8 protein-coding genes are annotated in these 12,438 nt (G+C 68.7%); 5 read left to right on the forward strand and 3 right to left on the reverse strand.

The features are described 5' to 3' along the window. Nucleotides 1-23: 23 nt before the first annotated feature. On the forward strand, nucleotides 24-1,448 hold the full coding sequence (locus ACWD26_RS00780; RefSeq protein WP_451264752.1) for a phospholipase: 1,425 nt from the start codon (nucleotides 24-26) through the stop codon (nucleotides 1,446-1,448). 128 nt (nucleotides 1,449-1,576) lie between these two features. After that, entirely contained in the window at nucleotides 1,577-2,845 is a 1,269-nt protein-coding gene (locus ACWD26_RS00785; RefSeq protein ID WP_451264754.1) for a poly(ethylene terephthalate) hydrolase family protein, read from the forward strand. Nucleotides 2,846-2,903: 58 nt separating this feature from the next. Here the strand turns inward: ACWD26_RS00785 and ACWD26_RS00790 are convergent, their stop codons facing one another. Further along, entirely contained in the window at nucleotides 2,904-4,220 is a 1,317-nt protein-coding gene (locus ACWD26_RS00790; protein WP_451264756.1) for a ferredoxin reductase family protein, read from the reverse strand. A 522-nt stretch (nucleotides 4,221-4,742) separates the two neighbouring features. Here ACWD26_RS00790 and ACWD26_RS00795 point away from each other — a divergent pair. Next, nucleotides 4,743-5,819, forward strand: a complete 1,077-nt coding sequence (locus ACWD26_RS00795; protein WP_451264758.1) for a LacI family DNA-binding transcriptional regulator — start codon at nucleotides 4,743-4,745, stop codon at nucleotides 5,817-5,819. A gap of 571 nt (nucleotides 5,820-6,390) precedes the next feature. Next, nucleotides 6,391-7,632, forward strand: coding sequence for a glycosyltransferase (locus ACWD26_RS00800; protein ID WP_451265255.1), 1,242 nt, complete (start codon nucleotides 6,391-6,393; stop codon nucleotides 7,630-7,632). A 54-nt stretch (nucleotides 7,633-7,686) separates the two neighbouring features. On the opposite strand, the gene ACWD26_RS00805 is transcribed toward ACWD26_RS00800, so the two are convergent. Both ACWD26_RS00805 and ACWD26_RS00810 read right to left on the reverse strand, forming a co-directional pair. After that, nucleotides 7,687-8,694 (reverse strand): alpha/beta hydrolase, encoded by a 1,008-nt coding sequence (locus ACWD26_RS00805; RefSeq protein WP_451264760.1) that lies wholly within the window; start codon nucleotides 8,692-8,694, stop codon nucleotides 7,687-7,689. Nucleotides 8,695-8,886: 192 nt separating this feature from the next. Further along, nucleotides 8,887-10,338: an MFS transporter gene (locus ACWD26_RS00810; protein ID WP_451264762.1), complete on the reverse strand. Its 1,452-nt coding sequence runs from the start codon at nucleotides 10,336-10,338 to the stop codon at nucleotides 8,887-8,889. A 354-nt stretch (nucleotides 10,339-10,692) separates the two neighbouring features. Here ACWD26_RS00810 and ACWD26_RS00815 point away from each other — a divergent pair, with 354 nt between their 5' ends. Continuing rightward, nucleotides 10,693-12,423 (forward strand): fatty acyl-AMP ligase, encoded by a 1,731-nt coding sequence (locus ACWD26_RS00815; protein ID WP_451264764.1) that lies wholly within the window; start codon nucleotides 10,693-10,695, stop codon nucleotides 12,421-12,423. Nucleotides 12,424-12,438: the final 15 nt, after the last annotated feature.

The raw sequence follows: 12,438 nt of genomic DNA on the forward strand, positions 1-12,438 counted from the left end.
CCCACCGAACGAGACGAGGCCCCATGACACGGATCAGCAGACGTACGGTGCTCGCCGGCACCGCCGGTGCGGTCGCGGCACCTGCCGTGAGCACGGCGGGTGCCGCCGCGGCCGACACCACGAGATCCGACACCACGAGATCCGACACCACGACGGGCGCGCCCGAAGGGCGACCAGCGGCCCCCGGACGAAATCCCGTCCTGCGCACCGACCTTGTGACACGCGTGACGCCGAGGAACAACTGGCTGGTGACAGCCGTGGCCCTCCAGTACGCGCATCGCATCGACTTACGCGGCGGGGTCGTCCCGCCCTCGGCCTTCGAGGTGAAGGCAACGGTCGGCGGACAGACAGCGGCTCGCAAGGTCACCCGCGTCTACACCAACTCCACCGCCGCGGTGGACGTCCGACCTCACCCCGGACGGCCGGGGGACCGCCTGATCCTCGAACTCGACCCGAACGACCCCAACGCGCGGGCCGCCGGCACCGACCCCCTGCCACTCGACCGCGCCTACTCCGTCAGACAGACGGCGGACGTGCACACCCCGGAAGGCCAACCGGTGCTCAGGGCCGGTCCGTTCGCGAGCCGGAACGACGACGTCATCACTCCCGTCGTCGACGACTTCGCCGCAGGCTCCTTCACCGACTCCGCGGGTTTCGAACTGGACTTCCGGCTGTACCGGCCCGAGGGCTTCGTACGCGACCCGCGAACCCGCACCCGATACCCGCTCGTCGTCACCCTGCACGGCGGTGGTGAAGTCGCGGACAACAACATGACCCAGCTCACGTCCAACCGCATCGCGGTCACGTTCGCCGGAGCGCGACGCCGGCGCCGCGACCCCGCGTTCGTCCTCTCCCCGCAGATCCCCCTGCCCCGTCCCATGGACGGACCCGACGGCACGGACTGGACCGACGCCAGGGTCCAGGCGGCGCTGATCGAACTCATCGACACCTTCGTGAGCGAGCACTCCCGGAACGTGGACACGGCCCGGCTCTATCTCGTCGGCCTGTCCTCCGGCGGACGCGGCATCTACAGCCTGCTGGCCAAGCGACCCGACACCTTCGCGGCCGCCCTGCCCACGGCCGGCTGGGGCGAGACGGCCGCCATGGAACGCATCACGCACATCCCCATCTGGGCCGACCACTCCGTCGACGACCCGGTCGTTCCCTACCGGGAGGGCCGGTTCGGCAAGCCGGGCACCTGGACACTGATGAACGCGCTGGAGACGGCCGGCGCACGGGTCACCCGTGGGGAATGGGCCAACGATCTGCCGAAGGAACAGTTCGAGGCCCGATCCCGGGCGCTCCTGCGGCAGGCCCGGGCCACGCGCAGCCATGTGCTCTTCACGAGCTACACCCCCGGAACGACACCGGTGAACCCCCACCTCTCATGGGCCCAGACCTACGAGAACGACGTGGTCATCGACTGGCTCTTCGAACAGTCCCGCTAGCCGCCGCACGCGGCGAGCAACCTCGCTGTCCGGTTACCGCGCTCTCACCGCTATCCGGAGGTAAAGCAATGCGTCCAACCACTCGTTCGAACCACACAGCCACGCCGTTACGGACCCGACCCCGTGCCATGACGGCACTGATCGCCCTCGCGACCAGCATCGGCCTGGCGCTGGCCCTGCTGACGGTCGCCGCCCCGCCGGCGGCCGCCGCCGACCTGCTGTCCCAGGGCAAGCCCGTGACCTCCTCGTCCACCGAGACCGCGTCCACCCCCGCCTCGGCGGCGGTGGACGGCGACACCGGGACACGCTGGTCGAGCACGTTCAGAGATCCGCAGTGGCTGACCGTCGACCTGGGCGCCACCGCCACCCTCAGCCAGGTCGTGCTGCGCTGGGAGACCGCGTACGCCCGTGCCTTCCAGATCCAGACCTCCGACAACGGCACCGCCTGGACCACCCTCTACTCGACCACGACGAGCACCGGCGGCGTGCAGACCCTCGACGTGAACGGCAGCGGCCGGTACGTCCGCCTCCACGGCACCCAGCGCGGCACCGCTTACGGCTACTCCCTGTGGGAGTTCCAGGTGTACGGCTCCGGCGGCACCCCTCCGGGCGAGCAGATCCCCGACCCGACGACCGCGTCTCTCGAGGCCGATGCCGGGCCGCTGACCACCGCCACCTACACCGTTCCCAGCCCGAGCGGATACGGCTCCGGCACGGTCACGTACCCGACGACGAGCGGCTCGTACCCGGGCGTCGTGCTGATGCCCGGCTACCAGGGCACACAGCAGAACCTGCGGTGGCTCGCACCCCGCCTCGCGTCCTGGGGCTTCGTCGTCATCAATGTCGGCACCAACACGCTCAACGACGATCCCGCCTCCCGTGGCCGCCAGATCACCGCCGCCGGCACGCAGTTGCTCGCGCTCGGCAACGCCACCGGCAACCCGATATCGGGGAAGGTCAACGGCACGCTGGGCGCGGTCGGGCACTCGATGGGCGGCGGTGGCGTCATGGCGGCACTCCGGGACGATTCGCGCTTCCGGGCGGGAGTACCCACCGCTCCCTACTACCCGAACCAGAACTTCTCCGGGGTCACCGACCCCACGTTCTTCCTCACCTGCCAGAGCGACCCCGTCGCCCACGGCAACAGCTACGCGGTGCCCTGGTACACCTCCATGTCCCAGGCCGAGAAGCTCTACATCGAGGTTCCGGGCGACCACCTGTGCCCGATGACGGGCTCCGGCGACAAGGCCAAGCAGGGCAAGTGGATCGTGTCGTTCCTCAGCCTCTGGCTGCGTGCCGACACCCGCTTCGGCCCGTTCCTGTGCGGCCCCGTACGTGACGCGGACAAGAACGACCCGTCCCTGGTCACGCGCTGGATGGACACCTGCCAGTTCTGAGACCGACGACAGGCGCCCCGTACGGGCCGTACCCGTACGGGGCGCCTGCCCGCGCTCGTCAGGCCAGGCCGAACCGCTCGGCGTGCACCTGCCGCTCGGGAACCTCCAGCCCGCGCAGGGCGCCCAGCACGGCCGAGGTCATCGCGGGCGGGCCACAGACGTACACGTCGCGTTCGGAGATGTCGGGGACCAGGGCACGGAGACTGTCCGGTTCGAACGGCGGTGTTCCCTCACCCCTGCGGCCGGTGAGCAGGTGCAGTCGCCCGCCGCGGTTCGCCACCAGGGCCCGTACCTCGTCGACCAGCACGGCGTCGGCCTCGCTGCGCACCCGGTAGAGCACCACGACATCGCCGGTGGGGTCCTCCTCCAACAGGGAGCGGACCGGAGTGATTCCCACCCCTCCGGCGATCAGCAGGGCGCCGGGCCGCGTGCGGTGCAACGAGGTGAACGCCCCGTACGGCCCCTCGACGAACGCGCGGCTCCCGACGGGAAGGTCGCGCAGGCCGGCGCTGGTGCTGCCGACCGCCTTGGCAGTCAGGCGCAGCGTCCGGCCGTCGGGCGCCGCCGACAGCGAGAACGGATTGGCCAGCCACCAGTGGTTGTGCCCGGGGAACCGCCAGATGCAGAACTGGCCGGCCCGGGCCGGCAGCCTGTCGAGGTGGCGGCCGGTGACATGCACCGACACCACGTCGTCCGACTCCCGCACCACCGCCGCGACCTGGAACCGGTGATAGGCGTTGCGCCACAGCGGCATGACGATCCGGCCCGTGACCAGGGCACCGAACGCGAACAGCCACATGGCCCACCAGTAGGCCATCGCGAACCCGGAGGAACTGAAGGTCGTGGTCTCCTGCAACTGGTGGACGAACGCCAGCCCCAACGCCAGGTACACCAGCAGGTGCAGGCCGTGCCACGTCTCGTACCGCAACCGCCGCCTCACCTGTCGGGCGGAGACCGCGGCGACCACGACGACGAGCGCCGCGGCCAGCATCCCGAGCAGGGAGGCCGGTACTCCGGCCAGCGCGAAGAACGTCTTCGTCATCGACGCGTCATCGAGTCGCGCGTAGCCCAGCACCACCAGCACGGCGTGGGTGAGAAGGGTCCACAACAGGGTGAAGCCGACCCACCGGTGCCACACCGTCAGCCGGTCCATGCCGATACGGCGGTCGAGCCACGGCAGCCGGGCCACCAGCAGCAACTGGAACAGCATCAGCACGGCGGCGTGCAGGCCGAAGAACTTGGCGACCGTGAGCACCCCGTTCTTGCCCGTGCCCGCGGTGAGGAACAGAATCTCGACGATCGCCAGGTTGACGATCACAAACGTCCACAGCGCCCACCGCGCCGCGACGACCGGAGGTATGGTGCTCTGCCGCACCCGTGTATTCGTCGCCTCCACCGCTTCCCCTTTTTTGTTCCATGTGAGGTACTGCCGCCCGGCACCCGCGAGGTCGCGGGCACTCGGGCGTCGGATCTGATACGGCCCCTGGGCGGGGCAAGAATACGGAACGTGGCGAGAAGTCGGCCCTGCTCGGCCTCGACCGTTCTCGTTCCGCGACCGGCACGCCGGCCGAGTGGACCACACGTGCCTCATGGGGTGCTCTGCGACCGCCCGATGTCCGGCCGGAGCCCAGGGAGCCCGGGACCTTGACGGCGCGAATCTCCTTCACCAGCACCTTGCCGAGGTCCCTGCCGGGGAGGGCCGGCCGGTCGCGGCCAGGAACGTCCGCCGGGGCGGGGGCCGTCCGAGGGCGCCGCGGAGGTGCCGTCGAGAACGACTGGCATGCGATGACTCCTGACCCGGCGGCCCTCGTCCCGGCCGCCGTCGCCGGGTACGCTGCGTGATTAAGGTGTTAACCACAAGCCGTCATGGGGCTGTTGGGGTACATGGGGTACACACATGACGAGTTCGCGTGTCTGGCGGCGCCCCACACTCGGCGCCGTGGCGGCACGGGCGGGGGTCTCCACGGCCACGGTGTCGAACGCGCTCAACGGCACCGGACGGCTGTCCGATGCGACCAGGCAGCGCGTGCTCGCCGCGGCACGCGAACTCGGTCACGCGCCGGCCAGCACCGCCCGGGCCCTGGCCCGGGGAAGCACCGGAGTGCTCGGCCTCACCACGACGACGTACGGCGACCTTCCCGTCTCGTACCTGGAGATTCCCTACTACGCGCAGCTGACGCTGGGCGCGATGGCGGCGGCGCACGAGCGCGGCTACATGGTCATGGTGATGCCGAACTCCCTGTCACCGTGGATGTGGCTCAACACGCCCATGGACGGCGTCATCCACGTCGCACCGCGCGCCGATGACCCGGTACGTTCCATCCTCCGGGAGCGGGGCGTCCCGATGGTCACCGACGGCCGGCCTCCCCAGCCGCACTGGGGCGACGCGTGGGTGGACATCGACTACGAAGCCGGCATGCGCCTGCTGCTCGACCACCTCACGGAGGCCGGCGCCCGACGGATCGCGCTCTCCCGGCCCCTTCACGACGACGCGTACCCCCACCAGGTCGAACGTGCCTACGCTTCCTGGTGCGCCGAGCGCGGTCTGCCCGCCCTCGTCGAGGAGTACGCCTCCATGCCCGACTACCTCACCGCCGAACGGGACGCGGTCGGCCGGCTGCTCGACCGCGATCCGCGACCGGACGCCGTCATCGGCGTCTACTCCGACTCCGGTCACAACATCCTCGCCGCCGCCCGGCACCACGGGCTCCGGGTGCCCCAGGACCTGCTGGTGGCCTGCGTCAGCGAGGACCCGGACTATGCGACGACGACCCCGCCCGTCACCACGCTCAGCCTCCGCCCGGACCGGGTGAGCGACGAAGCGGTCGATCTGCTGATCGCACTCATCAACGCCCGCCGCGGCGTGGAACGGCACCGGCTCGTGCAGCCGGCGCTGGTCCCTCGCCGGTCCACACGACGCGCGATGACGCCGCACGACGACGGCAGCGACAGCAGTGACGCGGTTTTCGCATGAACAGGCCCGTCGGGCCGGCACCGTGTCGGGATCCGAGTCCCCCGATCGCTGGGCAAGGCCCATCACCACGGCCTGACTTGACCGGTCAGACGCACACTGCGGCACTGGTACCGCTTGAGCACCCCCTGGGTCTGCTCCACGGAAGGGTGTGAGGACGTCGCACTCGCTTCGACGGCGCCCGTACACCGGCAAGGGGGGCCCGCCCTCGCCGGTCGCGGGGTTGTTCTGGCCGTTACAGGTCACAGGATCAGCTCGCAACCGTTGGCTGTTGCGGCCCCGAAGCGTCGAGGCTACGGAATTCGGATCACGCGGAGGATGGCGACACGACCACGACCGGCTCATAGTCGTCCCTACCCGCATCCCGCTGTCCGGATCGCCGCGCAGATGGTCGGCTCGCACCTGCCCGGAGTGCCTGTCGTGGAGGCCAACCGGTCGCTGTCGACGGCACGTCGAACGAACCGGCGATGCGGCCGTGACTGAACGACACGCGGGAACCCAGGCAGTCGCCGATATGGCGGTGCTCACGCGGTGTAATCCTGAAGCGCATCGCCTATCGCGTACCGAGGTGGATATGGGCCGAACCGTAGCGATCTTTGCCGCAGGGTCCCGCGGGGATCTCCAACCGTGTTTGGCACTGGGGCGAGGACTGAATCGGCAGGGCGATGTCGTGCGAGTGCTCGCCAGCCACCGCTATCAGGAACTGATCACGCAGGCCGGCCTGGAATTCCACCCGCTCTCGCTGGATCCCGCCGAGATCATCGCGTCGCCGGAGGGGCAGGAACTACTGGCCGGTGGGCGCAGCGCGACAAAATTCGTGCGCGGTATGCACCGGATCCTGGAGCCGCTGATCGCCCGTATGCTCGCGGAGGTACAGACGGGCGTCGCAGGAGCCGATCTCATCCTGACCCCCAGTCTGAGTTTTCTGGGCCTCCATCTGAGTCAGTACCTGGCCGTCCCGTACGTGGTCATCCACTTCCAGCCGAGCCACCCTTCCGGGGCATTCCCGCATCCCATGCTTCCCGCTGCGCGCTTCCTGGGCGCCTTCGGTAACCGGCTGAGCTTCTATGCGGTCGATCTGGCCTCCTGGATGTCATGCCGCCGAGTCGTCAACAGGTGGCGGCGCGAGAGCCTCGGTCTTCCCCCGATGTCCCTCCTCGGCCCTTTTCACCACGCCCGTCTCACGCCCGTGTTGTGCGCGTTCAGCCCCGTCGTCGTACCCCGGCCGAACGACTGGGGACCGAATGTCCATCTGACCGGCTACTGGTTCCACGAGGAGCCGTTCTGGACCCCGTCGCCGGACCTCGTCGCCTTCCTGGACAGTGGACCGCCGCCCGTGTACGTGGGCTTCGGCAGCATGAGCTCCAGTGCCGGAGAGGCCACCGGTCGCCTGGTACGGGCGGCACTTCGGCGTGCCGGTCTGCGCGGCGTCCTCACGGGAGACCCTGCGACGAGCGAAGACGATGTCCTGGTCGTCGGGGACGTTCCCCACAGCTGGCTGTTCCCGCGCATGGCGGCGGTGGTTCATCACGGAGGGGCGGGCACCACTGCTGCGGCGCTGTCGGCCGGAGTGGCCTCCCTGGTATGCCCCTTCTTCGGGGACCAGCCCTACTGGGCCGAGCGGGTGCACCGTCTGGGCGCGGGCCCGAAGCCGCTGCCGGCCCGGCAGTTGACGGTCTCGGCCCTTACCGAGCGGCTGCGCGCCGTCGCCGGGAACAAGAAGTACGGTGAGACCGCGCGACGGCTGGGCCGGGCACTGAACGCCGAGGACGGTGTGGCCAAGGCCTGCCGAGCTCTTGAGCGGTTTGCCCGATGAGGGGCACCGTGCGTGCCGACCGGAACCGTCAGCAGAGCCGTTCCCAGGACCGGTCTAGCATCTGAGCTCGTTCATCACCGCGGGCCAGATGAGGTGCAGTTCGCGTTGCCAGTAGGGCCAGGAGTGCGTCCCGGGCTTGTAGATGTGCGTCGTGACGTTCACACCTACCGCGCGCAGTGCCCGTGCGAACCGCTCCTGGCTGGGGGCGAGGAGGCCTTCCGACATCGACGGGAGCACCGTGGCGAAGTCTCGGCCCTGGTCCAGCGGACCCACATCGCCGGTCCCTGCGGCCAGGTGGACCTTCGTGCCGCGGTAGGCGGTCACCATGGCGGACGGGTTGTGCGCCTTCCAGACGTCCGCATGCTCTGTGGGGTCACCCCAGGCGCTGATCACCTCGTTGCCGTGGAATGCGCTGTAGAGCCAAAGGAAGGCGCGAACCACCGGGTCATCGAGGTCGACGAATCCGCTGAAGCTGGCCGCGTAGCGGAACATGCCCGGGTGCCGGCCCGCATAGTTGAGCGCGCCGAGTCCGCCCGACGAGAGGCCGACGACCGCTCGGGAGGAATTCGCTCGGAGCTTCTGTTCCATGAGACGGGGCAGCTCGCGGGTGTGGAAAGTCTCCCAACGCGGCCCGCCGGCGAGCCAGTCGGAGTATTGACCGTTCATGCCGCCGTCCGGCATCACGATCAGCGCTTCGGAATCCTTCGCCAGATCTTCGATGTCCGTCTCACGGGACCAGGAGGTGTAGTCATCCTCCCCACCGTGGAGCATGTAGAGCGTGGGGAATCTGTGTGTCGGCTCGCTGCGCCAGCTCTTGGGAAGGATGACACGGACAGGCACCGTGCCGCGCATGGCCGGTGACAGCACGGTCAGATCCAGCATCCGGGCACTGATTCTCTTTACGCCCGTAATCCGGGCGCTGGGGTCCGGCGTGCCCGTGTGACCGGCGGCGAATGCGGTCGGTCCGGCAAGGAACGACAGCGTGACAAGGATCAGAAATGCGAGGGTGAAGAAGCGGATCAGCTTTGCTGGGCCGATGCTTTTCTCGAAGTGGCATGGCATGGGCTGGTGGACCGCCTTTGCATGTGACCCGGTGCGGACGAATCGAGAGCCCCCTGGCATGGTGGCGTGGGACGGGTTTCCCGTTACCGCGGAAGCCTCCGAGCGCATGCTGGCACGACAGGACGTCAGAGTTCCGTCGCGTTCCGTCGATCATCATAGAAATAACTCGTTCGGCCGCGGTTTCCGTCGCCGTCACGATTCGGCGTCCGGCGACGAACCCGCGACCCGGCCGCTGGTGGCCCCACTCGTTTCATGGGAACGGCGCAGCGCCCATACGGCGACGGGGGCTCCCATGCCGACGATCACCGCCGCGATGCAGAGCCCGGCCTGATACCCGGTCAGCGAGGCTTCGGCGCGGGACACCTGCTGGGAAAGGCACAGGTGCTGCACGAACGTCATCACGGCGCCTACGAGCACGATGCCGAACACGCCGGACAACTCACGTGTGGCACCGAAGAGGCCGGCCGCGAAGCCGGAAAGGCGGTCGGGTGAGGACGCCAGAGCTCGCGTGGTCAGGGGGAGGGCAAGCGAGGACCCCACACCGACGGCCGCCAAGCCGGGCATCAGGTCGGCCAGTCGGCCCTGTTCACTGCCCAGCGCGACCAGCAGCAGCCCCAGGGCGACCAGGAGCAGACCTGTAGCGGAGACACGGTCCTCTCCCCACCGCCTGGCCATGGCGGTGACGAACGGGGCTGTGAGAAAGAGAGCCGAGAAGACGGGAGTGAATGCCAGGCCTGCCTGTGTGGGGCTGAGTCGTAAACCGCTCTGCAGAAACTGACAGGTGTAGAAATAGACACCGCTCACTCCCAGGCCCCACAGGAGCTGGGTGACGAGCCCGCCACTGTAGGCCCGCTCCCTCAGGAGCTGTCCCAGGGCGGGATGGCGTGCGAATTTGGCCCGGCGCATCGCGATCAGGCTCGCCATGGCCACCATCCCGCAGAGTACGACGGGTGGCCTGGTGAATCCGTCAGCGGGTCCCTGCACCAGGCAGTAGACGAGGGCAGCCAGAAAAACGCAGGCCAAGAGGATCTGATGGTTCGGCACGAGGGCCGTGGTGCGCGACTCCGGGCGGTTCCGGCGGTCGGACGGGCCGGGGACGGCCACAGCGCCGACAACGAAAGCGGACACCCCCAGGGGGATGTTCATGAGGAAAAGCCATTCCCACCCCAGGTGCTGCGTCACCACACCGGAGAGCACAGGCCCGAAAGCCAGCGCACAGGCCAGAACGGCGGTTGTCGCACCGAACGCGGTAGTGCGCACCCTTGCGGGCAGGTCGTGGGCCATCAACGCCAGAGAAGCCGGCAGGATGAAGGCGGCGCCGATGCCCTGCAAGGCGCGGAAAACGACCAACATCACCCCGGTGGCCGACACCGCACAGCACGCCGACGACGCGGTGAACACGGCCACTCCGGTGAGGAGGGACCAGCGCCGACCTCTGCTGTCCGTCAACTGGCCGGCTCCCAGGAGAGAACCGGCAAGTGCGAGCGGGTATGCGGTCCCCACCCATTTCACGTCGGTTTCCGTCATGCTCAGCTGGGCGCGGATCTGAGGCAGGGCGACATTCACCACGGTGTTGTCCAAAGCCGTCAGGAAAGTGCAGCACATGACGGCTGTAATGACGCTCCACAGATGCAGTCGGGTCATGGCTGTTCCAAACGGTGAGCCCGGTATGCGTGGACGGCGGCTGGGCCGCCCAGAGCCTGCACCGTCCTCCCGTTCTGGTGCTCGATTACTCACCGATATGCCTATGTGTGAAACCTAAGCCTTTCCCCAACAGAGGGGTGCCTCAACGGGATCCCCCATATCGGCGTGTCGACGCTATAAGATGACTGCTCCGTGTTTTGCTGCTTCCTGCCTCCTTATCTCCCGGGACCGCGTCGAGCTGCGGCGCGCACAGTCCGTGCGGCCGTCGCAGAGGTTTCTTTCGCAGGCGCCATTGCTGACAGGCCCGCTTCTGCATGCTGAAAAAGAAGGTTCGGTAAGCCAGTGCCATCATCGGTGACAGACACGCTCAGCCACCATCTCGCCCATTCCGCTGCTCTCACACCGCATGAAACCGCTTTCACATTCGTCGACTACAGCGCTCAGATCGAGGGAGAATCCTCCTCGCTGAGCTGGCGGCAGTTGGAGGACCGGGTTCGTGCCGTTGCCGCCGGACTGCGTCAGTTGGTCGCAGAGGGCGAAACGGTGGCCATCGTCGCGCCGCAGAGTCTCGAGTACGTCGTCGGCTTCCTCGGCGCTGCTTGTGCCGGAACGATCGCCGTCCCGCTGTTCTCCCCGTCCCTGCCCGGACACGAGGAGAAGCTGGCGGCGGTGGTCAAGGAGGCCGCCCCCGCGGTGCTGCTGACCGTCGAAGCCCAACGCGGGCTGCTCACGGACTTCTGCGCGGCACACGGTCTCGCCTCCGGCAGCCGCATCGTCACCGAGGGAGAGTTGCGTCAGGAGGCGGCGCATTCTCCAGCCGAGTACGGTCGGCCACGGCCCGACGACGTCGCGTACCTGCAATACACGTCGGGGTCCACCCGTATGCCGTCCGGTGTGGAGATCACGCATGCCAACGTGTGCGCCAACGCGCGCCAGGCGCTGGAGGCCTATGACCTGCGCCAAGGCCGCAACTGCACCGTGGGGTGGCTGCCCCTTTACCACGACATGGGCCTCATGCTGGCGATCGCGATGCCGGTCATCGGCCACGTGCCCTCGGTTCTCATGGATCCTCTGGCCTTCATCCAGCAACCTGGGCGCTGGCTGCGCCTGCTGAGCCGGCACACCGGGGCCCTGACCGCCGCTCCCAACTTCGCCTACGACTACTGCGCCCGGCGAGTGGACGCCGATGAGCGTACCGGGCTGTCACTGGGGTCGGTTGCCGCCATGGTCAACGGCAGTGAACCCATCACACCGGACACCCTCGAACGCTTCCAGACGGCCTTCGCGCCGGCCGGCATGATGCGCAGAATCATGCGGCCGTCCTACGGACTGGCCGAGGCGACCGTGTTCGTGTCGGCCTCTCCCGCGGGCGAGGAACCGACCGTCATCGCCGTCGAGCGGGAGGCGCTCGGCCAGGGCATCGCCCGCCCCGTGGAGATGACCGACCGGGCGTCGGTGGTCGAACTGGTGGCATGCGGCCGGCCGGCCGGTCAGGAGATCGCGATCGTCGATTGGGCGACGTGCAGGCGCAGAGACGACGGTCGGATCGGTGAGATCTGGGTGCGCGGCCCCAACATCGGACGCGGTTACTGGCGACGGCCCGAGCAGAGCGAGGCCACCTTCCGCGCGGTCCTCCACGGCGAGGAACAGGGCGGGCCCTGGCTGCGCACCGGCGATCTCGGAGTGTGGCACGACAAGCAGCTGTACGTGACCGGCCGGTTGAAGGACCTGGTGATCATCGACGGCGCCAACCACTATCCGCACGACATCGAAGAGACGGTCCAGCACGCCCACCCAGCCATCCGCCGCCACCGCGTCGCCGCCTTCGCCGTGGCCACCGGCGACGGCGAGCGCCTCGTCGTCGTGGCCGAACACAGCCGGGACGCGAGCCCCGGGGACATCGCCGAGCCGGAGGTGACGCGCGCGGTCCGGGCGGCGGTCGCCGCCAGACATGGCGTCGCCGTCCACGACTTCGTGCTGGTGCCGCCCGGCAGCGTGCCGCACACCACCAGCGGCAAGGTGGCCCGCAGCGTATGCCGCGAGCAGTACCGGGCGAGCGCCTGGAAAACGGACGCCGGGACCTGAGAAACCGGGCACGGC

Source organism: Streptomyces sp. NPDC002787 (assembly GCF_053592095.1).